The following is a 24,599-nucleotide window of genomic DNA, read 5'->3' on the forward strand; positions in this document are numbered from 1 at the left end:
GTATTCAAAATTGATGTTTAAAAAGATTGAATGAAATAGCTCTTTGAAGGATTGTGTTGTATATATTCTCTTTTGGTTGGGGCAATGGGCATAGGGGTGGGAGACAAAAAAAGTTATCGGCAGGTTCGGGGCTGCGATAACTTTTTTGTGCGGGGTTAAAATTGCGGGAGACGGACTGGTTAATTTTACCGCCAGTAGGGCAATTCTCCGTCTTTTAGTAGCTCTGTGCGGTCGAAACCGGATGCGCTGTTGGTGTAGATATTCTTTGAAGAAAAACCATCATTGCTCGTATTGGTGAAAATAATCCGGGATCCGTTTGGCGAAAATCGGGGGTCGAGATCGTTCGTGCCATCGGATTTCCCGCCGGAAATATCGGTCAGTTCCCCCGTTGAAACTTTAACCAGAAAAATATGGGCGTTCAACTGGCGACCTTCGTTATTCTGAAAATTACTGATATCAATCGTCAGAGCCGCGTACTGGCCATCGACGGAGAATGCCGGATTGCCGATTTTCCCTGGCTTATCTGTGATCAGTTCGCTGAGGACGCCGGTGGCGGCATTGATCAGGTAGATGGTGTTGTCATAAACGGATCCGCCTGTCAGTCTTGCAATAATCAGATTTCCCTGAGCGGTCCAGTCTACGCCCGCGAAAAAACGCCCGACAGGAGCTTTCGCCACGACACGTAACCCGGTCCCGTCAGGATGCACTGCGTAAAGCTTATCGTAATTGGGATAAAGAATCTCTGTTCCGTCGGGTGACCAGCAGAAAGATAATTCCATCAGTGAGACACCTCCAACGGGCACCACGGTGACGCGCTGTGGGTTTTTACCCACCAGATCGGCGGTATAAATATGCGGATCCGAATTGATGTTGGAAATGAAAGCCAGTCTTTTACGGTTTGGGCTAACCATTGGCCGCCAGTTGGAGCCGTTGCGGGTCACCTGGATGGTTTCCTTGCCGTCTGTTGCGAATATCTGATACAGCTGGTCTACTTTTCGGGTGAAAATATAGGGCAAATCCGGCACTTCCCGCGTTTTGAAAGACCAGATTTCACTGTAAACCGGGTTGCTGATGCTGTCGGTCGCGACTACCTGCCAGTAATAGGTTGATTCATAATCGAGATTGCTGACAGCCAGCGTATCATAACGAAGCCCGCTCGCAATGGGAATCGACGTATTTTGGCCTTCTTTGAAGAGGATAACGCTATACCATAATGAATCCTGATCAGCATCGGAGGATTTCCAGGCCAGTGTTGTGGAATTGGCGATACCCGTACTTTTATCCAAAGGTTTAATAACCGAAGGCAGAAGAGGGGATTTGTTTTGATCCCTGTCCATGGTTAGAAAAATAGCCATGTCGGTGGCCTGGCTTTCCAAAACCTGGACCGAGGTGATATCGGTCTTAAATTTATCTGCCGAGGTCTGCACCGTGTAACTTCCCGTTGGTAATTCGGCCACCTCAAAACGTCCGGATTCATCAGGTTCGATGGTTTTTCCTGAGGGGTTTATCCGGACCAGGACATTTTTAATGACACTTTTATCCTTCAACGCCAGCACCCGTCCTTTAATCGTACCAAAACGGGTAGGCTCTACATAGGTTTCTTCCGCGCAACTGAGCAGGTGTGTCAGCAAAACGAGTAAAGCAAAACGCTTTAACAGGCGGGCGTGATAGGGTTGAAGCGTTTTCACGGCTATATCGTTAGTAAGTGAGAGAATAGGTTGATGATTGTGAATTTACTTTTTGGTGTAATGCCCACCCAGATAAATGGAAAGCCCAACCGACGCTTTCCAGAAAGCATCATTATGATTGCCCCTGGAAGCCAGATCAAAACTATCCTCAAAAAAATAATTGTACTGCCCCGAGAGGTTGACACCTATTGTTTTGGAAACCATATATTCCAGCCCGAAACCGGCATTCGCCATTTTATCTGTTTTGCTTTGGGAGTCAAAAAAGGATTTTTCGCTGGCGGAAACGAAACCGGCACCCAGCTGGACAAAAGGACTTATTTTCTGATAGGGAAGCATACGGTATTGCACGTTGAGCTCTCCGATTTTGACTTTCCTTTTAAAGTACTCCTGTGCGGCAAAGTTGCCGAAAGTGCCACTCGCCTGAACGTTCCAGTGTGGGGATAAGCCGAAGTTTACCGCCACGCCCAGACCGGCTTTACTCGTAGACGGGCCAAAATCTCCCGTGTAACGTAGGACGGAAGCGTTTGGCATCAGTGAAAAACGCAGACGCTCGGTATTATCGCGTGCTCCGTAAATATCCGTTTCCCGTGATTCCGTCTCTTCTTTTTTGTATTCTTCCAGCAAAGTCGCGACCCGTGTTTTTGAATTCTCTTCCGCCGTCCAGAGCCCATCCCTGATCCCTTCGATGACCAATGATTGTACTGATTTTTCAATGGCTTCGGTTACCGCCATTTGTGAGGGTTCGTTCACGGTAAATCCCGTTTCCGCTTCCAAAAGGCGTTTAAACTTGACAAAACGAAAAACACCGGCCTGCACGGATTGCGACAGAATGGTTTTAGATGTGTAAATGGTTTTGAGTATTTTTCCAGTTTTCGTAGCCACGGCCCGCAGATAAACAGTCACACGGTCCTGCCGGTATTGTGTTGAGCCACCGGTGCCAAAATATTTTAAACCGGCACCGCCTGTGATGATATTGGCGTCGTACGAAATAATACCTCCTTCCAGTATAATCCCGGCAAAAAGCAGGGGGGGCAGGTTCTCATTTTCCGGCTTGTACTGAGCTATGCTTGACCGGATGATTTTACGTTCATTCAGCAGATTGCTTACATTTTCGCGCTCGATGGTCATGAACCAGCCGCTTTCTTCCAGCGCTTTGAGCAAGATATTGGTTCCCCCTTGTGTCACCGCCGTGGAGTAGTTGATGCCGTTTTCGGAGGGTTTGTATTGCCCGGTCTGATCGCGGAATTTATACACCGCAACAGCCAGTTTGTCTGACGGCGGAGGCAATGTCCTGAGCCCCGGCGTAACGCTGGTTTCTTCCCCAATGCGGGCTTCACGTGGCCGGGTTGGCTGGTTAAAGTATGGACTGCATCCCTGGAAAATGAGCGAAATAATGATGAGTGTCAGGCAAGAAAAACTCCTGAGGTTGAGTATTCTTTTCATAATGATCGGCGCTAAGCATTTAGGAGGTTTTTAATCTGTTTTCTTGTGGAAATCTGATTGTCAACAGACTAATAGTAGGGCACCGTGATCGATGTTTCGCCGCCTTTCCCGTCGGTTATCCTGACAATGAGACCGTTGGATCCCGGACTGACGTCCACAACAAATCCGCCAAACTGATAGGTCCCTTCCTTGATGCCTTCTTCGCCAAACTGGTCTTTTAACAGGCGCTGGGAGATTGAATTCAACAGCTGCCGGTTTAAGCTATTGGTGAAATCGGCCAGCGGATCCTGATTCGCAGCGGACGACAGCTTGGCTGCGTCGGGATCTTTGGTTTTGTCCTGAGCCTGCGCCGAGCTCATCAGCCAGTTGTAGTTGAACGTATCGCCGCCAAATGACGGGTTCACCGGACGATAAACCAGTCCCTGGGTTAAGCCGGTTTGGCATGTCGTTACCAACAAAAGGAGTAGTAAATAATGTTTCATAGAATTGAGATGAAGTTCGTTTTAGACTGTCAGCGAATACCGGAGCCCGATTGATCCTGCGACCCGAGCTGATTCTGGATATCCTGAAAGCTGATAAAATATTGAATGACCTGCTTTACCGCCTCGGAAACCTGAATGGCGAGCGCATCGGGGCGTGGCTGGGCAAAATCCTGCCAGATTGTTACATCGTCTACTTTTATCAAAGCAATATTATTCAGACCGGGTGAGGGGATTTCCTCTATTTCAATCACCAGCTCCGGATTAGCGGCCAGGCTCAATTTTAACTGTCTCTTCGAAGCGGTATCCAGCTGGATACTGCTCCATTCATGATAAAATGTTTCGTAAAGATCCCGGCCTATTTTGGTTTTGGTATTGTCAAGAATAAATGCCGAAACCGCTTCTTCGTCGGACATTGTTTCGTCTAACAATTCATTTAAATCGTCGGCGTTGGACCCTAACAGGTCGTTTTCTGACTGTGCATAGGTCAGTGCCGGGGTTATCAAAAGAAACAGGGTCATGAATATTGTTTTCACCGGACATCAGGTTAAGGGGTTATTTTACCGGGAATGTATTCGATTGAATACTGAGCCGCATCCCGCCACTTTGTTCAATTTTCAAGGAAGGCAATTGGCCATAACCGGCTCCATCGAGCGTTAGACTGTTGTAGTTTTGCGTCTGGTTTACCTGAAAGTTTATACCGTTACTCGTGAGGTTTGTCAGAGAAAGCATATTGCCATTTCCCGTTTGTTCAAGCCAGTATTGACTGTTCAAAGTTTTGGCACTGAGGCCCAACGTATTTTCGTTACCGTTCTGGCGCCCGGTAATTTTGTTTCCGGTGCCTTTCAGGTCTAGATACAGGTTGTTGGAATTCCCGTTTTGGTAAATTGAAATGTCGGCATCCCGAAAATTTGCTTTGTCAAATCCACCAATTTGCCTGACAATTGCTTCACCCGTCGTCACATTATTGCCGGCGTAGTTGGCCTGACCCTGTGTTTGTTGCGCAAGGACAGTAGCCGGAAATAGCATGGATAGGGCTACATAGTATAAAATGTTTTTCATATCGGCCAGGTTAAACGCGATGAATTTTAGTGTTCTTTTTTTTGTGAATAGTGTGAAACAGAAACGTTGTTCCCCTGACCGCCCTGGATTACCCTCACGTAATTCCCGCCATTCGATTGCGTAACCGAAATGACGTTTTGTCTCCGCAAGGAGTCGCCATCGGTGAATGTGGTTATCACAATGCTGTTTCCGTCTTTTTCATAGACCCGGGTATATTTTCTTTTTCCGGATCGTCCTGTTGTGATGACGGTATCAATTCTGAACGGTTTTGGGGAGGAGTCTTTTTGGTCAATAATAATTTCATTTGTTTGACTACGGACAGCTGGCTCATGACCCGGTTGTACAGGCACCACGTCTTGTCCATACAGTTTACTAGTACCGTAAATGACGAACAATGATATTAAGTACAACTGTTTCATAACAAGTGATTTATTGTCATTTTTGGTCGGACTGTTTACAGTGCAGGCGTCCGGAAAGTATTGTTTTCGAACGCCTGTACCATTTCCTTATCCATTCCGGTAAATAGGGAAATTTGGTATGCTGATGGTTTTGTTAATTGGTTTGCCGCACCACCGCTCCGTTTCGGCTTCCGTCCTGAAAGATGTAGGAATATTGGCCCCAGTTACCGGATTGGTACACTTCAATCCAGTTTTTGTATCCGTATTGGTGCGTGTAACTTTGCAGAATTTCACCGTCTTGCGAAACTTTGGCAGAGTTTAAGTCGCCGGATTGTGTTCCCTGGGCCGAGTTATTTTTACCCATCTGAGTGGTTTCGTATTTATTTCCTTCTCCCCATTGTGTCACGTACGAGCTGTTCCATTTTCCGATTTGTTTAACATAGGCGTCATTACGTGGTTCTGACCAGTGATATCCATGCTGCTCAACATTGGAAAAGTTTGCATATCCAGCCTGAGTTACGTCAGCATGGCTATTGTCGTTGTACTGTTGAATGTAAGAAGTGTTTTGAGCGAAAAGGTACGTGCCGGCTAGTACAGCGACGAACGTAAGAATAATTCTTTTCATAGAATAGAAAGTTTAGTAAAGTGAGAAAAAGTGGACTGTCAATCGGAATGAATAAGGTTTTTAGATAATGCCAATAAGATTGCGCAAATAGACTGGCGTTTTTCCGGAAATGCTGTTTGCTGTATTAGTCGAAGCCAATCCGCCATTCTCCTCGGGCTGAGAAGATTAGAAAATACTAAAAATATTTAACTAATTTATTATCAATAAGTTAATTCTATTCTAATTAGAAAAAATACTTAAAAATGGGTATCCCGACAGATTTTAAAGAAAGTTATACTGAATTTTCAGTACCGGTTTTAAACCATTTCCTTGTTGCTTTATTTTGTCATTACCGTTAAATAAGTCAGTGTAGAAATAGTATTATTTTATTTTATAATACTAATATATTTGAACTGCACTAGCTACTCCGTCGTTCTTATCATTTTCACTTATCCCTCTCAAAATGAATATGAAAGAAATATGCTCATTCACTTTTTTCGTTTAAGACGATCTGAAAAGTAAGGCAGTCCCGGCTGTTTACTTAAAAGTTTGCTCTTATTGAAGTTGCCCTGGATTTTTCAGGACATAGCTAGAAAATTTCTGCTTTTTTATTGAACGTATTTTGGTATACGTAAGGTTTGTCGCATCCCGGAACAAAACAATTTACTCAGCTTCTGGCTTGCCGGTTATCCGGAAGTCATTGAAATTTTTCCAAAGGTTATGTATTTACTCAATGAAATTAGTTTCGCTGACGATCCTGTCATTGTCTCCATCCGTAAAGGAGGCGTGGAAAGGGAGAAGTCAGTCAAGAAGATGATCGCAGATTATCACGGATATATTCACAAGTTACATATCCAGACCAACGTTAGTCAGAATATTTTAAGGGACATTTACATTGACACGATTATCGTAATCATCGCAAAGATTGAGGATGGTTCGTTTAAAGGCGAGAGTAAGCTGTCAACTTATCTTTATCGTATTTTTTACTTCAAAACGATCGATTTTATCCGTAAAACCTCAGTAAATAAAATTGACTACCGGGATGACGTTCCTGACTCCCAGGATTTTTCGAAAGACATTGCCAAAGCGGTTGAGGTGGATGAGGACATTGGGCGAATGATTCGTCTGCTCGATAACATGTGTCCACCCTGCCGGCAGATTATCATGGACTGGGCTTACTGGGGGTTTTCGGCGGAGGAAATTGCCAAGCGGATAGGTGAAGATGATCCGGTTAAATTTTCAAAAATCAAGTATGGCTGCATAGAAAAACTGAAAAAATTATGGAACAAACAGGCTGAAAATGTCTGAGTCGGAATAACGGATGTTGCTGATCAGGAATGCCTGAAAACAAAATCGTTTGGCCGGCTCAATTTTTGGGCCTGACCAAACGATTATTTATTGTGGATGCTGAAACGTTTAATTATAACCCGGATTCTGTTTCAGTTTAGCGACGCCGTTTACCACACTCATATCGATCTGATATTGCGGGATCGGGTAGTAGGTGTTTTTTCCGGCGGTAAATTTCCCGCCGTTCAGATCCGTCGTGATTTTTGATTCATAACTGAAAAATCCGTTCAGTTCTTTGTCGGCAAGACCCCAGCGTACCAGATCGAAAAACCGGTGGCCTTCCATCGCCAGCTCAATACCTCTTTCGAAATAAATAGCCTTCAATGCAAAGGCTTTGCCTTCTGCCGAAAATTTGCCGTCTGCGTACGTTTTTATGGCATAATTTGCCGCCGGTTTTGCTGAAAAACCACCTAGCGGATTTGCTTTGTCAAGATATTGATAAAGCCAGCTGGCCGGTTTTGCCGCTCGCGCGCGTACCAGATTCACATATTCCTGCGCCTTTAACAAACTTCCTGCATTGGCCTCCGCTTCCGCCGCCATCAGCAGAACATCGGCATAACGGATTACCAGCACGTTGATCGCGTTCCCCGGGGCCCATGAGCTCAGATCTGCATAAAGGTCCTGATTTTTTTGACGGTGGATATTCTTTTTTGGGGCATAGGGGCCCGCATAAGCCTGGTCACGCACCCAGTCCATGCCGGGATACAGTCCCCAGTCATGGTAAGGAATACCTCTTCGGCCGACCGTCCAGTCCAGGCGAGGATCCAGCGTGCCTTCGTCTGGTGTAAATGCGGCGGAGGAAGTAAGGCCCATATCACTTTTCACGGCGTGTGCGTTGGCTTCATCCAGATACGGAAGGCCGTTGGCATCGGTACGGAATGCATTAACGAGGTCTTGCGTTGGCTGAAAAAATCCGCAGCAACTGAATGGCGCGCCGGTGCCGTATGGGAAATTCAACATACCGCCCATGTTGGCATTGGTAATGTCGAGCGTTCCGTCATTGGCAACCATCTGGATCGCAAAAACAGATTCTGCATTGTTTTTGGTGGAGGCGTCGAAGTTGTTTTGAAAATCAACCAAACCGTATTTCAGTCCATTGGAAGTGATGCCGCCTTGGATAACTTCTGTGAAAACCGGAATTGCCAGCGCGTCTTTTTTCTCATACAAATACGTTTTCCCCAGATAAGCCCCGGCCGCCCATTTGTTGGCGCGGGCCACCTGCGACTGCGTGGCAGGCAGATGTTCATAGGCGAATTTGAAATCAGCTTCGATCATCGGCCAGATATCGACGTCGTTCGACTGGTTGAAGTCGGTGGTTTTTTCATCAATCCAGGGCACCATGTTCCACATTTTCTTCAACTCAAAATAATAGTGTCCGCGAAGAAAACGGGCCTGGGCTTCAATTTTTGCTTTGTCATCTTCGGAGATTTCTTTCACCAGTGCCAACACTTTTAAAACGGTGTTGGCGCGGGTCACTCCTTCGTACAACGCCTTCCATTTGGTGTTGAAAAATCCGTTATCAGCACCTGTGTTAAATGTGGCAATGGCGCTGATCGGTGTCTGGTCGCCGCCGTCACTTCCTTTGTGCGCATCGCCGCCGGCTACGGCGCCATAAATCCAGTTATCGGGAGCAGACTCCCAGCCGCTTCCGCCGGTGAAATCACCCTGGCCATCCAATGCTGCATAAGCACCGGTCAGCAGTGCGTCAATGCCTTTGGCGTTGGCCAAAACATCGTCACCCAGCGCACCCTGCACCGGTTTGTCTAAAAAATCATCCTGACAAGCCTGCGAAAGTAAAAGAGTTGTGGCAAGGCAGAGCGCACTTATATATCTGATCATTTTGTTCATGTCCTGTCGCTTTTGAGATTAAAAAGTAAGGTTAAGACCAACGGTGTACTGGCGCGACGAAGGGTAGGAGCCCTCATCAATACCAAAAATTGTCTGACTGTTGTTTGTGTTTCTGCTGATCTCCGGATCAAGACCGGAATAACCTGTAACGGTAAACAGGTTGGTCGCCTGCAGATAAAGTCTGAACTGCTGAACTTTGATCTTTCTTAATAAGCCCGGCGAGAAATTGTAGCCGATCTGAACATTCTTTGCTCTCAGATAAGACCCGTCTTCCACGAAATAAGAGTTAGGCACATTGATGGTGCTGAAAGAACTTGCGTTTTCCTGGATCGGCGCTTTGGCATTGTGGTTTTCGGGCGTCCACGAATTGTACAAAGCCGTTTTACTTTTTGCACCCGAGCGCGATGAGTTGAAATCGGTCCACCACAAAGTCTGGTTCCAGACTTCGTTGCCTTGCACACCATAAAGGAACAGGCTGAAATCGAAGTTTTTGTAGTTGAAACCCAGGTTTAACCCATAACTGAAATCAGGGTTCGGATTGCCAAGCATGGTTCTGTCGGCGGAGGAAATGATACCGTCACCGTTTGTATTGGCATAGCGGAATCGTCCCAAAGCGGCACCTTCCTGATACACCGCATCCGCATTGCCGGTCTGCTGAACAGCCTGCGCATTAGCCTGATTTATTTCTTCCTGAGAGTTCCAGAATCCGGTAACCTTGTATCCAAAAAACTGACCGATGGAGTTGCCAACCTGGTTTCTGACAATCGAGGCGCCGTCGAAACCGCGACCTTCCAGGTCAAAATAATTAGCACTGTTGGTAACTTTAAGAATCTTGTTATTGTAAGTGGTCAGCGTTAATGTGGCATTCAGTTTCAAATCCTGAGCAAGATCGAACTTGGAATTAATTTGCAGGTCAATCCCTTTGTTTTTCATTTGACCAATGTTAACGAAAGGAACGGTCCCACCGCCGGCTGTGCCAATCAATGACGGATTGAAAAGCAGGTCCTTGATTTCCTTGACGTAATAATCAGCGATGATATCAAGTCGGCCTTTGAAGAAAGTCGCGTCGATACCGATGTTGGTACTTACATTTTTCTCCCAAACTGCGGAAGGATTCCCAATCTGGATTTTTTCAAAACCTTCCAACGCCCCCGATCCGCCGGTTCCGTTCAGGTCATAATAGGAACTGCGGCGGTTTGATCCGTAGGTGGTGAAAGCATTCGAAGAACCCACGTTGATCTGGTTTCCCATCACACCATAGTTGGCGCGGAGTTTCAGGTCATCGAGCCAGGAAATTCCTTTCATGAAATTTTCCTGAGAAATCCGCCATCCCGCACTTACAGCAGGGAATGTTCCATATCTTTTGTTAATGAATTTCGAAGATCCGTCGCGTCTGATCACGGCTCCGAAAAGATATTTATCATTGAAAATATAATCAACGCGACCGATCAAAGAATATAAGCCATCTGCGGAGCGGCTGCTGTAATTGCTTCTCGTTCCTGAGCCGGTCGACAGGTTCATGTAATTTGGGTCGAAGGAGAAATAACCCTGCGTACTCCCGCCGGAATCATAACCTTTGCTGTTGTAGCTTTCGGTGCCGCCTACAACTGTCAGTTCATGTTTACCAAGACTTTTATGAAAAGTGACGAGATTGGTCCAGGTCCAGTTATAGCCGGAGTAAGCATCTTCCCGGTACGTGTTGGTATTGCTGTTTTCCTTGTTTTCGTATTGCGGGAAATCGAATGAAGTGGACCGGCCTGAATAGTTTTCTCCACCGAAACTGGTGCGGAAAGTCAGATCTTTAAATAAATCGAATTCTGCAAAAATGTTTCCAAAAAGACGGTTATCCTGTCCTTTGTTATAGCGTGTACGATCACGCATCGCGACCGGATTAAAAGCATCACCCATGCCTGCCGCGCGGCTTCCCGCATAGTTTCCCATGATGTCGTGCACAGGTACAATCGGCTGCAAACGGAATGAAAATGCGATGGCCGATCCGCCGTCAGACAATGTAGTTCTTGGGTTGTCACTGATCGAGTATGCCAGGTTTTCACCAATACGGATGTGTTTGCCAATGTTATACTGACTGTTTGAACGCAGCGTGTACCTTTTCAGATACGTGTTGGTTAGCGCGCCCTGCTGATTAAAATAGTTTAGCGAAAAAAGATAATTGCCCTGATCACTGCCGCCGCTTAGCGAAACATTATGGCTGGTCGATGGAGCGGACTTGAAGATTTCGTGAAACCAGTCTGTACCTTGCTTATTCGCTTTCACGATCTGGTTGAAACTGTTAAAATCATCAACAGAGGTATAGTTGGGATTGACATAATAAAGCGACGGATCTGTTTTTGGATCACCTTCCTTAGCACCCGTCGGGAGAATATAGTCGGGGAGAACCGGTGATGCGCCATAACCATACTGATCATCGCCCACTTTCAAACCCGAATTTTTCTGTACCTGGAATTTCAGCTGTGCCTGTTCCTGCGGAGTCAGGGTGTTCCAGACGTTGCCACCCGGAGGTGTCTGAACGCCATACCAGGCCGTGTAGTTTACTTTTACCTTATCTTTTCCTTTTTTTGTTGTGATAATGATCACACCATTGGCAGCACGAGAGCCGTAAATGGAAGCGGAACCAGCATCTTTCAGCACCTGCATAGAACCGATATCATTCGGGTTAAGATCCGAAATGGATGTCGTAGGAACGCCGTCGACGACATAAAGCGGGGCATTATTTCCAAAGGTATTGATCCCGCGGATACGGACCTGCGGTGTTTCGCCGGGCTGTCCGGAACCGAGGATGGTAACGCCTGACGCTCGTCCCTGCAACTGGCTCGTTACCTGGCCGCTCGGCGTCTGATTCAGCTGGTCCACATCGACAACAGAAACGGCGCCGATTAAATCTTTTTTACGTTGCGAGCTATAACCCGTTACAACAAGCTCAGAAAGTGTGGAGACATCCGGTTTTAGCTGAATATCGACGACAGACCTTGTGCCCACCATGACTTCCTGCGCCATAAATCCGATGAAACTAAAAATCAGGATTGACTCATCGCCTGGGACATTAATCTGATAATTTCCTTCCACATCCGTCATGGTGCCTTCGTTGGAAGCTTTCAGACGAATGGCCACGGAAGGGAGTCCTTCACCTTTTTCGTCGGTCACCTTACCCTTAATCGTACGGACGCTAACCTCGGAGGTGAGATTTTGTGCGTCACGGATTTTTTCAGCCCTGGTTTTTTCAGTCACACCGATCATGTTACCAACCTGCTTGAATTCCAGTGAGGTCTGTTTTTCGATGAGGTTCAAAATATCGTGCAGCGGGAGCCCCATGGCGTAAAGCGTGATCTGCGGCGCGTTCCGGATCAGTTTTTCGTCAAAGGCGAAAGTGACGTGTGCCTGCTGCTCAATTTGTCGGAGGACATTTTTGACTCTTGTCTGCCTGACATCCATATTGACGTGCTGGGCTTCGCTGGGACTGGCCATCAGCAATGCCGCACTTAACAGGTTAATGCCTAGAATTAGCGTAGAAATGCGCATACATTTTTTCAATAAGGGTATTCCCTTACGGTAATAATTCACCATATTTGTCTGATGTTTAATGATTAACATGTTAAACGTTCCCCCTTCTGTCTGTTGATGGTTCGAAGCATTGCGCAGCAGGAGAGGATCTCAAATCGGGAGCATTTGCAGTGTTCCCGGTTTTTTTTGATTGTACTTTCCTTGAAAGCCAACCCGGTTCTGGTGTCTTTTATCTGATTACGATGGTGCTGTCGTTTAGTTGTGAATAGTTAAATTTCTTCGAAAAGCTCATTACCTTCAATACGTCGGTTAGTGGTTGATTATCAAGTGTTATCGTAATTTTCTCCTGTTCCAATGCTGCGTTTTCGACAACAATATGCTGGTCGAATTTTCTTTCCAGCGCATGAAAAACTTCTGACAACATTTCATCTTCCAGTATAATTTTATTGTCTTTCCAGGGCGCAATCGCAGGCGCACTGATCTCGTTAACTTTTATCTCAGACTTCTTGTTTTGTACAACAATCTGTTTGTCCGGCAGGAGCATCACGGCTGGCTGGTCTGGTTTGTTGATCAGCGTTACACCCACTTTTCCGGTCTTCACCGAAACCTTAACCTGAGGGTCGTTGTCATATGCCTTTACATCAAAGGAGGTTCCCAAAACCGTTACATTGACTGTTTTCGTGCGAACAATGAACGGGCGTTTTATTTCATGAACCACATCAAAAAATGCCTGCCCGTCGGTTAACGTAATCTCGCGAAGTTTGTCTTTGAAAGTAACCGGAAAAGTGATGGTGGACCCGGAATTTAGCCAAACCTGAGAACCGTCGGAAAGCTGGATGGAGACCGTCTGCCCAAAAGGCGCGTGCACCGTTTTGAATTCTTCTTTTGGAATCATATGCATTTTGTTCCAGGCAAAGAGAGCGCATAGCAACACCGCAGCAGCCGATGCAGTCCATACCATAAAACGACGGAATAACCCCGAATTCAGTGGCGCGATTTCTGAATCCCGCTGTCTGTTTTCTCTGAGACGTTGAAGGATTTTTTGCTTTAACTCGTCCGATGTTCCCAATGAATCAGAGAATACGATCTCGGGTTCCTCGTCCGATAATGCACTTTTTTCGTACCAGCCGTGAAGCTGTTTTTTTTCGTCCTCTGTGGCGGTACCGTCAAGGAATTTTTGTGCCAATATTTTTAAATGCGCCTGGTTCATGCTTGCTTAGGATTTACCCTTTGCAATACTTAGAGTAAGGAAGTGAATAAAACCCCTTAGTCGGCGATCAATTATTTTTTATTTATTTTTAAAAGCAGCTTAAAATTGGGTCATTAGTGCTAATTGCAAAATAAAATGCATTGAGCCGTTCAGGCTCGCGCGGACAATTTTTAAGGCCTTGGTAAGGTGTGCTTCGGCAGTTTTTGGCGATATTTGAAGCTCTTCGCAGATATCGGTCAGAGATCTGTCCTGTAATTTATTGTATTGAAAAACAAGCCGGCATTTTTCTGATAACTTATTGGTGACCGTGGTAATGATTTCAAGCAGTAATTTATTTTCAATATCCTTTTCGATCGATACGGATACTGACATTTGCTCCCGTAATTCTTTTTCAAAAGCCACCTCTCTTTTTGATTTGGCAAGATACCGGTAAACCTCATAGCGCAGCATGGCGGCCAGGTATTGTTTCAGAGAAACAATGGTTAAAGTTTCCCTTTTTACCCACAAAAGCATGAAGGTATCCTGCGTAATTTCTTCGGCAATTTCGGAGGACTTTACAATTTTATGCGCCATGTAGAACAGTTTGTCCCAATAACGGCTATAAATTTCCTCAAAAGCTGCCTCTTCTCCATTTTTTAACAAAGTAGCTAGGTCGTCGTCGGCAAGTTCGTCGTAATCTACCATGTTGATCAATGATTTAGCAAGAGTTTAGTTTAAGTGTTCAAATATATGATAAATAGTTTTGAAGCAGTATAAATTTGTTATTGGGCGATATTTTAATTGGTTAAATTATTATATGTCCAAATAAAGTTAATAGTTATACTATGAAAAATAATGTTTTGTTCGGTTTGTGCTTGCACGTGTCTGTTGTGCAATTTCCCGTCTGTGTCGCGCAGCCTGTATATTACGCTTTGGGTGATACGCAAAATTGCTGTAATGAAAATTAGTTATGATCTTTGGTCTAAAAGTTAATCAATAACCGCTTATGTCGTTAAAAGGCCCCATTATTTCCATTGAGGATGATGAAGATGATCAGTTTCTGCTGAAAAGTGTGCTGGAAGAAATGAATATCCCAAATCAGATCCGGTTTTTTGAGAACGGATTGGAAGCGTTGAAATACCTCGAAGAGACGAAGGAACAACCTTTTTTGATTTTATGCGACATCAATATGCCTGTGATGAATGGCCTGGAATTGCGCCAGTATATCGACGGGAACGAATATCTGAGAAAGAAAGCAATTCCGTTTGTCTTCCTTAGCACCTCCGGTAATGCCGCTTTGGTAGAAACGGCTTATGAATCAACCATTCAGGGTTTTTACAAAAAGGAAAGCGGTTTCAGTGAGTTCAGAAAGCAAATTGAACTGATTATTGAATATTGGAAAGCATGCCTGCACCCGAATCATTTCAAATCGAGTAATTGAAATTTTAGTATAACTTGACACCCAATACAGCAGGGTTAACTGCTGAAAAGCCGTTTGAGGTGATCAAACGGCTTTTCAATAATGGCGATTCGTTATTTTGACAATTGATCAAATTCTGCGTCGGTTAATACGATTTCACTAGCTTTCAGATTTTCGTGCAAATGCGCGATAGAACTTGTGCCGGGGATCAGCAATATATTGGGTGAGCGTTTTAATAACCAGGCCAGGGCAATTTGTGCCGTGGTTGCGTTATGTGCCGCTGCAATTTTCCCCAATTTATCCGCAAGTTTTTGAGGGCCCGAAGCCAGGGGGAACCAGGGTATAAATGCCTGTCCTTTTTTTGAGGTATAATCCACAATTTCTTCCCATTGCCTGTTGCCAAGGTTGTATAAATTTTGCACGGATACAATGGGCAAGATTTTCTCAGCTCTTTCAATCTGCTCAATGTTAACCTCTGACAATCCTACGTGTTTAATTTTCCCCGCTTTGACTGCATCGGCTACCGGTGCCAGTGTTTCCTCCACAGGAATATTCGGATCAAAACGGTGCAGTTGCCAAAGGTCAATTACATCGACTTTGAGTCTTTTAAGACTGCCTTCTATATTTTCCTGAATGAATTTCGGATCCCCGTTAGCAACCCATTGATTTGGTCCCGGACGCTTAAAGCCACCTTTCGTTGCAATGACAAGTCCTTTTTTGTAAGGATGTAAGGCATCAGCAATTAGTGATTCATTGAAATGCGGTCCGTACGCGTCGGCGGTATCGATAAAATTTACGCCCGAAACGACGGCTTCCTGCAATACCTTTTTTGCATTTTCGCGGTCCGCAACTTCACCAAATACGCCGTGGCCGGTCAGCTGCATGGCACCGTATCCCAGACGGTTAATTTCAATATCGTTTCCTAGTTTGTATGTCGAGAATGATTTTATTGTTTCTGTTGCCATTTTATACGGTTATTTCTTGTGATTAAAAAGGTCTGAACCATGTGATCTGCGAACCAATTTGTTTCTGGTTACTGTTTCAATTGTAATGTAAAATTATACAACTGTCTGTTGGATTGTGTTGTATAATTCTGCTTAAAATGGGTAAATTCGTTCGTATGATCAAAGATAATCTCCATGAGCCGTTTCAAATCGTGCTTAAAGAACTTTTAGAAAAATGTCCGAGGCCGGTGCATAAGCATAACTTTTTCGAAGTTGTGTACATCGTTTCCGGAACAGGGCAGCATTTTATCAACGACAGCACATTTAATTATCGTGCCGGCCATTTGTTTTTACTGACCCCTGACGACTCGCACCATTTTGATGTGGATAGCCCAAGTCAGTTTTTCTTTATCCGTTTTAATGATTTTTACATTAAATCGAATAATCTTGAAACGGACGCAAAGCAGCGACTGGAATTTATCCTGAAGAATGCCAACCGGGAACCTGGCTGTATTCTGAAAAATGATTCGGACAAACTTATCGTCAGGCCGATCATCGAAGCGATTATGCGGGAGTCGGTGAGCAGGGATTTGTACAATAAAGAGCTGATCCGCCAGTATGTAAAAACGCTGATTGTAATTATGGCGAGAAATATCTCCCAGGGAATGCCTGCGGCAATTAATGAAGGCACGGAGGAAAAAGCGGTGGATATTCTGCAATACATCCAAACTAATATTTTATCTCCTGAAAAAATACGCACAGATGAGATTAGCCGGCAATTTGGCATTTCAGAAACTTATTTGGGACGTTATTTTAAAAAACATGCCAATGAAACGATGCAGCAGTATATTACAAATTATAAACTAAAATTGATCGAAAACCGGCTGCTCCACAGCAATATGCGCATCACGGAAATTGCCGATGAAATGGGTTTCACAGACAAAAGTCATCTGAACAGGATCTTTAAAAAATACAAAGGTGTAAACCCAAGTGATTTCAGGAAAACAGGAAATGCCGTCATTAGTTTATAAGGTCAGGCCATGCTGGTTTTCACGATACCTAGTTTTTTCATCTTGCTGACCATTGTAGAAACCGGTAAGTTCAACAAAACCGCTGCGCCATTGGGGCCGGAAATGCGGTTATTGCATTTTTTTAATACAGAAAGAATGTGATCACGTTCGAGTTCTTCCAAAGTTTTTACCGGATAATCCGAATCGCCGGAAGGCACTTCGGCTATACTTTCTGAAATAGAAGGCAATACAATTTCTTCGATACAGTCATTGTTTGTCAGAAGTATGCTTCTTTCGATCAGGTGCTGCAATTCCCTGATATTTCCTGGCCAGTTGTAATGACGCAGCTGCTTCATCGCAGATTCGGAAATTGCCCGGATTGGTTTGTTAGAAAGTCTTGAATAATGCCTCATAAAATGGCTTGCGAGCAGTGGAATATCTTCACGGCGTTCGCGGAGCGGAGGGAGGGAAACCGGAAATACAAACAAACGATAATACAAATCGAGGCGGAACCGTCCCGCAGAAATTTCTTTTTCGAGGTCCCGGCTTGTGGCGGCAATAACCCGGACGTCTACTTTGATCGTATTTTTTCCGCCAATTCTTTCAATCTCTTTTTCCTGTAAAACGCGAAGCAGTTTGACCTGAAAATCAACCGGCATTTCTCCGATTTCATCCAGCATAATGGTACCGCCCGCTGCCTGCTCGAACTTCCCGATCCGTCTTTCATAAGCTCCGGTAAAAGAGCCTTTTTCATGTCCGAAAAACTCAGATTCTATGAGGTTGGGCGGAAGTGCCGCACAGTTTACTTTTATAAATGGTTTGTTTTTTCTGGGTGATAGCCTGTGAATAACCGTGGCAATGCCTTCCTTCCCAGTACCACTTTCTCCGAGAATCAGTACGGAAGTATTGCTGGGAGCAACTTGTTTGACAAGATCAAAAACGGTTTTCATCGCAAGGCTCTTTCCAATAATCCCTTCAAAGTCTGGCTGAGTTTCATCTGACGGTGCCTTTTCAGAATCCTGTGATTTAAAAGTGTTTTCAAGTTGTGCGACGTTTGACTGCCTCTCTTTTTGCTGTTGATTGTACTGATGCCTGTAATGTGCGATATCTAACGTAACCAGCAAATCTTTTTCGCGAAACGGTTTTACCAGAAAACCATATGGATTTGTTGCCTTTGCCTCCTGAAGAACCTGCTGGTTGGAATTGGCAGAGAGATAAATAAAAGGCAGGGACATCTCGTTAAGGATACCGGCCAGGTCAATGCCAGTCCGGTCGCCCTGTAAATATATGTCGAGCACAACGAGGCAGGGCTTTTCGGCTTCGATCATTTCCAGAGCTTCCTGCACGGAAAACGCGATTCCGCAAACTTTGTAACCGGCCCGTTCCAGGGTTACGCGGATATCTCCGGCTACAATGTATTCATCTTCTACGATCAGGATTTTGTTGCACATATTAACGGGTTTAGAATAGGGGTGTGTCTACTGGTGAATTCCGTATCGGATATTCAAACTGCAAATAAGTAATATAATTCTAACAATGGATGTTTTGCGATGATATGTACAACATTCGTGATGATTTGTCAATCTGTTTTTTCCGAAAATCTGTTTATTAAGCTTGTCAAACGGCCTACACAACACGATGAGCAAAATTTGTTAAAGTATACCGAATGGTATATATTTGTACAAATATAACTTTTTGATATGTCAAAAGCTGAAAAAACCAAGGCATTTATTATTGAAAAAACCGCGCCGATTTTTAATAAAAAAGGATACGCGGGCACTTCAATCAATGATATGACCGACGCGACAGGGCTGACACGCGGGAGTATTTATGGGAATTTTGAGAATAAGGATGAAGTAGCGCTCGCTGCGTTCGACTATAATCTTCAAAAGGTCAATACGATTTTTCGTGAAGAGCTGGGGAAGCAGGATCGAATAAAAGAGAAATTACTGGTTTTTGTAAACGTTTATGTCAATTTTCTTTCGCATCCCTTTCCGGTAGGAGGCTGCCCGATTTTAAATACGGCGACAGAGGCAGATGACACGCATCCGGAACTAAGGAAAAGAGTATTGAACAGTATTGTGAATTGGAAAAATACAATATCCGGTTTGATCGAAACGGGTATTGAAACAGAAGAGTTTTCAGCATCTGTAAACCCTGAGCAAATTGCGCTGACGATAATCGCGACCATCGAAGGTGCCGTAATGATTACGCAGACAACAGGAAAACTGAATTATCTGAAACTGATTATGAAGTCGGTTGAAAAAATAATAAACGACCTGGAAGTGTAACCGAAATTCTGAATTTGTAAGGCAAAAATAAAAGCCACATAAGATCCTTTTGCAGAATCTTATGCGGCTTTTATTTTTGAGCCTAAAACAGATTAGACGGTCAGTTTCACGATCTGAGCCTGTTTCTGTGCTTTCAGTGATAATTCGGTGGCGAGAAAGCAGTGCTCCTGGGACATTGCCGTTTCCGTTCTGTTGATCACATCATCAACCAATTGTTTACCATAAGGCAATGGTTCGTTGCTGCAATCAATGTATTTCGTTTCTTTTTGTGTAACCAGGAATAAGTGGTTGCCTCCGTCACGGCCAGCGATATCGACATTCTTACGAAGTTCAATAAAGCCTTCTGTTCCGAGAATTGTCAGGCGGCCATCACCCCAGCTTTTGAGGCCGTCGGGTGTAAACCAGTCTACACGAATATAGCCGGTACCACCGTTTCCGCGAATCATACAATCTCCAAAATCTTCAAATTTAGGGTATTGCGGATGGCTCACATTTCCCACCTGCGAAGCTACTACTTCTGCTTTATTTGAGCCCGTAAAGAAAAGGAACTGGTCAAACTGGTGAGAGGCAATGTCGCAGATAACGCCGCCATATCGTTTCGCATCGAAGAACCACTCCGGGCGTGAGTTTGCCGACATGCGGTGAGGTCCCAGCCCGATCGTCTGTATCACTTTTCCGATAGCTCCGGCCTTGACAAGTTCACCGGCCTTCACAGTAGCTCGGTTTTCAAGACGTTCGCTGAACATAATCGAATAAATCCGACCCGTTTCTTTCTGCACTTTACGAACCTGCGCCAATTGTTCCAGTGAGGTTATACCGGGTTTGTCGGCCATAAAGTCTTTGCCATGCTGCATCACACGGATTCCTATCGGTGCCCGCTCATCGGGAATTGCCGAGCTGAGGACAAGTTGTATGGATTTGTCTTCCAGAATCGCTTTTTCAGTTGCAACCAGTTTTGCGTCCGGATATTTCTTGCCAAACGCAGCCGTCAGATCGGCTTCCTTGGCGTAATAAGCGACCAGCTGGCCACCGCCTCTGATAACCGCCTCCACCTGTCCATAAATATGGCTGTGATTCATACCGATCACCGCAAATTTGATTCTTCCGGGCTCGATAATTTCTTCATCGAGTTTTGCTGTTTCGGAAACAACCGGTGCGCTGATGGCCTCACCCGGAATGGCTGACATCATGAGTAGTCCCGCGGCAGTACTCATTGTATTTCTGATAAATTCACGTCGGTTATCTTCTGCTTTTTTCATTTTCAGGTTGGTATCAAAAATGATCGTTTTCTTTAAAAAGGGTACTGTTATTACAAGACTGGATATTCATTTAATTACCCTTAAGTCGTTCGGGAAATGAACATACTGACAACGGACATAAAACATTTTATATTACTTAGAAGAATTTAAAGACAGTGTGCAGGAAAAATAGAAAACCGGGAGAAACATTGACGTCTCATGGAGAATAGTATGTTTAGAAATTGCAAAGTATCATAATTAATCGGAAATTGCGCCCCCAAATTTTTAAAATTATAATGACCAGTATTTCCTGCGGAATCGATTTCGGAACTTCCAATTCAAGTATAGCAATAGCAAACCAGGGTAACGTCCATCTCGTTCCGGTAGAGGGTTCCAGCACAACAACACCAAGTGCAATGTTTTTTCTCCGTAAAGGTAATATTCCTTATTATGGCAGAGCGGCAGTCAACATGTTTCTGGATCGGAATCCGGGACGTTTTATGCGCAGTTTAAAACGGGTACTTGGCACCCCGGTGATGCGTCAAGGAACGATGGTCAATGGCGAACTGATGCGTTTTGACCAGATTATCATTTCATTTTTACAGAATTTAAAAGATAAAGCGGACGCGGAAGCTGGTCGTGAAATAGAAAACGTGGTGATGGGCCGGCCGGTTCATTTTGTTGACAACGACAGCGCGGCAGATATCAGGGCGGAAGCGGAGTTAAAGGCTATTGCGAAACAGTTGGGATTTAAAAATATCGATTTTCAGTTCGAGCCGATTGCCGCCGCCTTTGCTCATGAAATTAATATAACCGGAGAAAAACTGGCGATTGTTGTGGATCTGGGGGGAGGAACTTCCGATTTCACGGTAATCAGATTATCCAATAAATACATCAACAAGGCCGATCGTACTTCTGACATTCTGGCGAATACCGGTATTCGGGTAGGAGGTAATGATTTTGATAAGGACCTGAGTCTGGCGGCGATCATGCCGGAACTTGGTTACAGAAGTACTTATGGTTCTAAAAATCTGGAAGTGCCTCTGTATCATTACTTTGATTTGTCCGAATGGAGTAAAGTTAACTTCCTTTACACCACCAAGATCATATCGCAAACCAAGCAGATACTTTTTGAGGCACATGATAAAACCCGTTACAAACGTCTTTTGCAGGTGCTTGAACAGGAAACAGGTCATACGCTCCTGGCGGCCACGGAGGAAACAAAGATCGCACTGACGTCTCAATCTGAATACGATGCGCCGTTTGATTTCCTTGAAGACGGACTGACAACCAAAGTTACCCGCGAGCAATTTGATGAGGCGATCATTCAGAAAATTGAAAAAATATCCAATTCTGCTTTACAGTGTTTATCGGATGCAAAAGTTCAGAAGGAAGATATCGACCTTGTGATTTTGACGGGTGGGTCAACGGAGGTGCCTTTGATACAGACAGAATTTAAGAAATTGTTTCCAAACGCTGCGTTGGCGGATGAAAACAAACTTTCCAGCGTAGGCCTAGGTTTGGCCTATGACAGCCAGAATAAATTTGGCTGAGAAGATCCAAAATATATAAACAAGAACGGAGCTGTATTTATCGTACAGCTCCGTTCTTGTTTAAAGCAATCAATAATATTGAAGTTATCTGGCCTTTGAAATTCTTCTTATTTTGCCATCACTTTTGGTCGTGAGATACATTTCTTTTGTGAAGTAGTTGTATTCGATCCTCAGGTCTACCCGTTTCGAATTGGACATTTTCTGTAAATTAGTCGGTTGGCCGTCTTTAACAATATCAATTTCATACACCGTCGAATCCGATAACTGCCTGTTGATATTCGCGAAAAAGATGCGTCCGTTAACAATATCACCGAAAATGTATTTGTCTTTAAGCGCAGTCAGTGTCCCTTCATAAACAGAGCCGCCGCTGATGGCATTGCCGTCCTTATGGTCATATTCCAGGTAGGGCATGATATATTTTTTGGAGTCATTGACCTTAAAAACGTTTTTAAGGTCCGCAGGTGAAATGCCATAACTTCCTTCCCGGGTATTCCAGCCATAATCACCACCCTTGACGATCACATTTACTTCTTCAAAATTGGCTTCGCCAACCTCTGCACTAAACATAATTTTTCCGTGGTTAAGATCCCAGGACAAACGATGCGGATTTCTGAAACCAAAAGCCCAAATCTCTTTTCGCGTTTTGGGATCAGCATTGTATACAAACGGATTGTCTCCCGGAATACCATATTTCCCGTTCGGACTGTTGGTGCCCAGCGGGTCAATTCTGATAATGGTCCCGAGCAATGAATTGAGATGATGCGTTAGTTCGGGATGTTTACCGATGGTTGAGCCCCCGTCACCGGTGCCGATGAAAAGCATACCATAATCCGAATCCTTTTTATCAATGCCGGGAATAAAGTTGATATCCTGTGTTCCGTGCACACCGGATGGGACGTTGATTCGTAATAATTCTCTTCTGGTGCCGTCAAAAACAGTGCTTTTCACGTCTTTGATTTTCCACTCGGACACGACCCACTGCATAGCAACCTTGATCGAATCAGGAAATTCGTAATCCGCTTTTTTGCCCGTAAATTCTTCGGTATGGGTAATGTAAATCAACCCGTTTTTTTGATAATCGGGATGAAATGCAAAACTGCCAAGGCCGGTTCCAAGGCCCGGTGTATTGATGTAATGGTCAATTTTTTGCCGTATATCCAAAAAAGTTGTAACCTGTCCCTGGTTGACGCGATAAATAATTCCCCGCTGATCGCTCACGAACAACGACCCGTCAGCAGATGGGTGAGGCCTCATGTTCGCAATCCGGGTAAGTGGAGGCTTATCTGAGGAAGCAGGAATCTGGACAAAATCTTCCAGTTCAATCTCTATCCCGGATTTTTTAACAGGCACACCAACTCTTTCGCTTGTTGATGCCACCTCGTTTTCGGCTTTGACAACGAGCGGCTCAATCGGATTCAGCGCTGTTTCCTTGTCAATGTAAGCGAGGATTGAATGGATCTCGGCTGGTTTCAGGAAATCGAAAGAAGGCATAACCATCTTAAATTTTTTGCTGAGATTGACAGCTCTTGGATCTCCTGAATCAATAACTTTCGCCGGGTTCAGGATAAAATCTGTCAGCTGTTTATCAGTAAGTAAACGGGTGATACCGCCAAGTCTGGGGCCGATACTTTCATCGGTTATGGCGTGACAAGATGCGCAGTTGTTGTTAAAAAGTTCTTTTCCCTGGGCCAACGTCTTATTATCAGAAGGATAACCGGAAGTTTTCTTAGAGGATGAACAATTGACGAGGAAAAAAATAGTGACGGAAAAACAAACAGCATAAGCTAAAAAACGGTACATAGAAAATCTTTCAGGGGTTTAGGATTTGTTTTACACAAAGCCGAATTTACGTTGCGATACATTCGGTTTTGAGAAGACGAAATTATGAACCTTTTCCACTATCAAAGCGCATGATATACAGAATTTCTTTTTGTGGAGCTTCCGGGAATTGATCTGGCGGTGCAGCATTATCACCAATGGGTGGCTGACCTCTAAATATGTATACAAAAAAGCCGGAGCAAGCTCCGGCCATATCTACGTTGAGTAAAAAGAAATCAGTATTGTAATTATTCTACGTTCTTACCGTTTTTGTCAAGTTTAACTCTGGCATTTTCCTTGCCTTTTTTGACGGAGAGATCGTAGTATTGTGTTTTGTCATCTGCGGTTACCAGAAAAGCTTCAACAACTTTCCATCCGGCAAAAGCATCACTATTTATAGTCGCTTTGACAGCTGCTGGCAAATCTTCCGGTTTTACCGAAACTTTGTCTTGTGTTACTGTCAAAGCAGCTTTGTTTTCTGCGATTGGAGTAGCCTGAACAGTGGCGAAAGAGATAAGAGTTAAGGCTACTGCCGACATTATTAGCTTTTTCATAATCTGTGTTTATTTGATTAAATCAGTATTACTGTGCCCTTGCACTTCCACAGTTTTGTTAATAGGATCGTGCCAGAACCAATAAGTAACTTAAAGTCAGTAGATTATTGTATGGCTTAATATCACCAACTGTTTACTACATACCCCACTTTGGGGATTATCTCTTCGAAGCTACATGGTTGAGTATGATGTAA

The 24,599-nt window shown here is 44.3% G+C and carries 21 protein-coding genes; 5 read left to right on the forward strand and 16 right to left on the reverse strand.

Translation table 11 applies throughout. The features are described from left to right. Nucleotides 1–185 precede the first annotated feature (185 nt). The 7 genes from M1L62_RS12865 to M1L62_RS12895 all read right to left on the reverse strand — a co-directional run bounded on the left by M1L62_RS12865 (nucleotide 186) and on the right by M1L62_RS12895 (nucleotide 5,695). Nucleotides 186–1,688: a carboxypeptidase-like regulatory domain-containing protein gene (locus tag M1L62_RS12865; RefSeq protein ID WP_254413463.1), complete on the reverse strand. Its 1,503-nt coding sequence runs from the start codon at nucleotides 1,686–1,688 to the stop codon at nucleotides 186–188. 45 nt (nucleotides 1,689–1,733) lie between these two features. Continuing rightward, nucleotides 1,734–3,131 (reverse strand): CsgG/HfaB family protein, encoded by a 1,398-nt coding sequence (locus M1L62_RS12870; protein WP_254413464.1) that lies wholly within the window; start codon nucleotides 3,129–3,131, stop codon nucleotides 1,734–1,736. A gap of 68 nt (nucleotides 3,132–3,199) precedes the next feature. Further along, a complete protein-coding gene (locus M1L62_RS12875; RefSeq protein WP_254413465.1) occupies nucleotides 3,200–3,613 on the reverse strand; it encodes a curli production assembly/transport component CsgF in 414 nt (137 codons plus the stop codon). Nucleotides 3,614–3,642: 29 nt separating this feature from the next. After that, the gene (locus M1L62_RS12880; RefSeq protein WP_254413466.1) at nucleotides 3,643–4,146 is read right to left on the reverse strand and encodes a CsgE family curli-type amyloid fiber assembly protein; all 504 of its coding nucleotides are present in this window, start codon (nucleotides 4,144–4,146) and stop codon (nucleotides 3,643–3,645) included. 19 nt (nucleotides 4,147–4,165) lie between these two features. After that, nucleotides 4,166–4,672, reverse strand: a complete 507-nt coding sequence (locus M1L62_RS12885) for a DUF5309 domain-containing protein (protein ID WP_254413467.1) — start codon at nucleotides 4,670–4,672, stop codon at nucleotides 4,166–4,168. Nucleotides 4,673–4,698: 26 nt separating this feature from the next. Further along, nucleotides 4,699–5,091: a hypothetical protein gene (locus M1L62_RS12890; RefSeq protein ID WP_254413468.1), complete on the reverse strand. Its 393-nt coding sequence runs from the start codon at nucleotides 5,089–5,091 to the stop codon at nucleotides 4,699–4,701. Between the two features lie 133 nt (nucleotides 5,092–5,224). After that, nucleotides 5,225–5,695 carry a hypothetical protein gene (locus M1L62_RS12895; protein WP_254559995.1) on the reverse strand — a complete coding sequence of 157 codons (471 nt, stop codon included), beginning with the start codon at nucleotides 5,693–5,695 and terminating at the stop codon, nucleotides 5,225–5,227. A 699-nt stretch (nucleotides 5,696–6,394) separates the two neighbouring features. Between M1L62_RS12895 and M1L62_RS12900 the strand changes: the two genes are divergently transcribed. Continuing rightward, on the forward strand, nucleotides 6,395–6,982 hold the full coding sequence (locus M1L62_RS12900) for an RNA polymerase sigma factor (protein ID WP_254559996.1): 588 nt from the start codon (nucleotides 6,395–6,397) through the stop codon (nucleotides 6,980–6,982). 108 nt (nucleotides 6,983–7,090) lie between these two features. Here the strand turns inward: M1L62_RS12900 and M1L62_RS12905 are convergent, their stop codons facing one another. From M1L62_RS12905 to M1L62_RS12920, 4 genes are all read right to left on the reverse strand, one after another. Next, nucleotides 7,091–8,869 carry a RagB/SusD family nutrient uptake outer membrane protein gene (locus M1L62_RS12905; protein ID WP_254559997.1) on the reverse strand — a complete coding sequence of 593 codons (1,779 nt, stop codon included), beginning with the start codon at nucleotides 8,867–8,869 and terminating at the stop codon, nucleotides 7,091–7,093. 18 nt (nucleotides 8,870–8,887) lie between these two features. Next, complete coding sequence (locus M1L62_RS12910; protein ID WP_254559998.1) at nucleotides 8,888–12,451, reverse strand: SusC/RagA family TonB-linked outer membrane protein; 3,564 nt, start codon at nucleotides 12,449–12,451, stop codon at nucleotides 8,888–8,890. A gap of 166 nt (nucleotides 12,452–12,617) precedes the next feature. After that, nucleotides 12,618–13,598: a FecR family protein gene (locus M1L62_RS12915; RefSeq protein ID WP_254559999.1), complete on the reverse strand. Its 981-nt coding sequence runs from the start codon at nucleotides 13,596–13,598 to the stop codon at nucleotides 12,618–12,620. A gap of 99 nt (nucleotides 13,599–13,697) precedes the next feature. After that, on the reverse strand, nucleotides 13,698–14,282 hold the full coding sequence (locus tag M1L62_RS12920) for an RNA polymerase sigma factor (protein ID WP_254560000.1): 585 nt from the start codon (nucleotides 14,280–14,282) through the stop codon (nucleotides 13,698–13,700). A gap of 301 nt (nucleotides 14,283–14,583) precedes the next feature. Between M1L62_RS12920 and M1L62_RS12925 the strand changes: the two genes are divergently transcribed. Then, nucleotides 14,584–15,018 carry a response regulator gene (locus M1L62_RS12925; protein ID WP_254560001.1) on the forward strand — a complete coding sequence of 145 codons (435 nt, stop codon included), beginning with the start codon at nucleotides 14,584–14,586 and terminating at the stop codon, nucleotides 15,016–15,018. Nucleotides 15,019–15,110: 92 nt separating this feature from the next. Here the strand turns inward: M1L62_RS12925 and M1L62_RS12930 are convergent, their stop codons facing one another. Next, nucleotides 15,111–15,962 (reverse strand): aldo/keto reductase, encoded by an 852-nt coding sequence (locus tag M1L62_RS12930; protein ID WP_254560002.1) that lies wholly within the window; start codon nucleotides 15,960–15,962, stop codon nucleotides 15,111–15,113. A gap of 137 nt (nucleotides 15,963–16,099) precedes the next feature. Here M1L62_RS12930 and M1L62_RS12935 point away from each other — a divergent pair, with 137 nt between their 5' ends. Next, complete coding sequence (locus M1L62_RS12935; protein ID WP_254560003.1) at nucleotides 16,100–16,972, forward strand: AraC family transcriptional regulator; 873 nt, start codon at nucleotides 16,100–16,102, stop codon at nucleotides 16,970–16,972. A 2-nt stretch (nucleotides 16,973–16,974) separates the two neighbouring features. Here the strand turns inward: M1L62_RS12935 and M1L62_RS12940 are convergent, their stop codons facing one another. Further along, the gene (locus M1L62_RS12940) at nucleotides 16,975–18,402 is read right to left on the reverse strand and encodes a sigma-54-dependent transcriptional regulator (RefSeq protein WP_254560004.1); all 1,428 of its coding nucleotides are present in this window, start codon (nucleotides 18,400–18,402) and stop codon (nucleotides 16,975–16,977) included. Between the two features lie 249 nt (nucleotides 18,403–18,651). Between M1L62_RS12940 and M1L62_RS12945 the strand changes: the two genes are divergently transcribed. Beyond that, complete coding sequence (locus M1L62_RS12945; protein ID WP_254560005.1) at nucleotides 18,652–19,242, forward strand: TetR/AcrR family transcriptional regulator; 591 nt, start codon at nucleotides 18,652–18,654, stop codon at nucleotides 19,240–19,242. Nucleotides 19,243–19,334: 92 nt separating this feature from the next. Here M1L62_RS12945 and M1L62_RS12950 read toward each other — a convergent pair whose 3' ends face one another. Further along, nucleotides 19,335–20,501, reverse strand: a complete 1,167-nt coding sequence (locus M1L62_RS12950) for a Gfo/Idh/MocA family protein (protein ID WP_254560006.1) — start codon at nucleotides 20,499–20,501, stop codon at nucleotides 19,335–19,337. 275 nt (nucleotides 20,502–20,776) lie between these two features. Here M1L62_RS12950 and M1L62_RS12955 point away from each other — a divergent pair, with 275 nt between their 5' ends. Then, entirely contained in the window at nucleotides 20,777–22,033 is a 1,257-nt protein-coding gene (locus tag M1L62_RS12955; protein WP_254560007.1) for an Hsp70 family protein, read from the forward strand. Nucleotides 22,034–22,117: 84 nt separating this feature from the next. Here M1L62_RS12955 and M1L62_RS12960 read toward each other — a convergent pair whose 3' ends face one another. Beyond that, nucleotides 22,118–23,833: a PQQ-dependent sugar dehydrogenase gene (locus tag M1L62_RS12960; protein WP_254560008.1), complete on the reverse strand. Its 1,716-nt coding sequence runs from the start codon at nucleotides 23,831–23,833 to the stop codon at nucleotides 22,118–22,120. A 266-nt stretch (nucleotides 23,834–24,099) separates the two neighbouring features. Continuing rightward, a complete protein-coding gene (locus tag M1L62_RS12965) occupies nucleotides 24,100–24,405 on the reverse strand; it encodes a hypothetical protein (RefSeq protein ID WP_254560009.1) in 306 nt (101 codons plus the stop codon). Between the last annotated feature and the right edge of the window lie 194 nt (nucleotides 24,406–24,599).

It is taken from the genome of Dyadobacter diqingensis, assembly GCF_024220585.1.
GTDB classification, from domain to species: domain Bacteria; phylum Bacteroidota; class Bacteroidia; order Cytophagales; family Spirosomataceae; genus Dyadobacter; species Dyadobacter diqingensis.

What these genes read in the sequence shown, in the direction of transcription:
- M1L62_RS12870 (WP_254413464.1), bottom strand. Translation starts at nt 3,131, where the DNA reads ATGAAAAGAATACTCAACCTCAGGAGTTTTTCTTGCCTGACACTCATC.
- M1L62_RS12875 (WP_254413465.1), bottom strand. Translation starts at nt 3,613, where the DNA reads ATGAAACATTATTTACTACTCCTTTTGTTGGTAACGACATGCCAAACC.
- M1L62_RS12885 (WP_254413467.1), bottom strand. Translation starts at nt 4,672, where the DNA reads ATGAAAAACATTTTATACTATGTAGCCCTATCCATGCTATTTCCGGCT.
- M1L62_RS12890 (WP_254413468.1), bottom strand. Translation starts at nt 5,091, where the DNA reads ATGAAACAGTTGTACTTAATATCATTGTTCGTCATTTACGGTACTAGT.
- M1L62_RS12895 (WP_254559995.1), bottom strand. Translation starts at nt 5,695, where the DNA reads ATGAAAAGAATTATTCTTACGTTCGTCGCTGTACTAGCCGGCACGTAC.
- M1L62_RS12900 (WP_254559996.1), top strand. Translation starts at nt 6,395, where the DNA reads ATGTATTTACTCAATGAAATTAGTTTCGCTGACGATCCTGTCATTGTC.
- M1L62_RS12905 (WP_254559997.1), bottom strand. Translation starts at nt 8,869, where the DNA reads ATGAACAAAATGATCAGATATATAAGTGCGCTCTGCCTTGCCACAACT.
- M1L62_RS12910 (WP_254559998.1), bottom strand. Translation starts at nt 12,451, where the DNA reads ATGGTGAATTATTACCGTAAGGGAATACCCTTATTGAAAAAATGTATG.
- M1L62_RS12915 (WP_254559999.1), bottom strand. Translation starts at nt 13,598, where the DNA reads ATGAACCAGGCGCATTTAAAAATATTGGCACAAAAATTCCTTGACGGT.
- M1L62_RS12920 (WP_254560000.1), bottom strand. Translation starts at nt 14,282, where the DNA reads ATGGTAGATTACGACGAACTTGCCGACGACGACCTAGCTACTTTGTTA.
- M1L62_RS12925 (WP_254560001.1), top strand. Translation starts at nt 14,584, where the DNA reads ATGTCGTTAAAAGGCCCCATTATTTCCATTGAGGATGATGAAGATGAT.
- M1L62_RS12930 (WP_254560002.1), bottom strand. Translation starts at nt 15,962, where the DNA reads ATGGCAACAGAAACAATAAAATCATTCTCGACATACAAACTAGGAAAC.
- M1L62_RS12935 (WP_254560003.1), top strand. Translation starts at nt 16,100, where the DNA reads ATGGGTAAATTCGTTCGTATGATCAAAGATAATCTCCATGAGCCGTTT.
- M1L62_RS12940 (WP_254560004.1), bottom strand. Translation starts at nt 18,402, where the DNA reads ATGTGCAACAAAATCCTGATCGTAGAAGATGAATACATTGTAGCCGGA.
- M1L62_RS12945 (WP_254560005.1), top strand. Translation starts at nt 18,652, where the DNA reads ATGTCAAAAGCTGAAAAAACCAAGGCATTTATTATTGAAAAAACCGCG.
- M1L62_RS12950 (WP_254560006.1), bottom strand. Translation starts at nt 20,501, where the DNA reads ATGAAAAAAGCAGAAGATAACCGACGTGAATTTATCAGAAATACAATG.
- M1L62_RS12955 (WP_254560007.1), top strand. Translation starts at nt 20,777, where the DNA reads ATGACCAGTATTTCCTGCGGAATCGATTTCGGAACTTCCAATTCAAGT.
- M1L62_RS12960 (WP_254560008.1), bottom strand. Translation starts at nt 23,833, where the DNA reads ATGTACCGTTTTTTAGCTTATGCTGTTTGTTTTTCCGTCACTATTTTT.
- M1L62_RS12965 (WP_254560009.1), bottom strand. Translation starts at nt 24,405, where the DNA reads ATGAAAAAGCTAATAATGTCGGCAGTAGCCTTAACTCTTATCTCTTTC.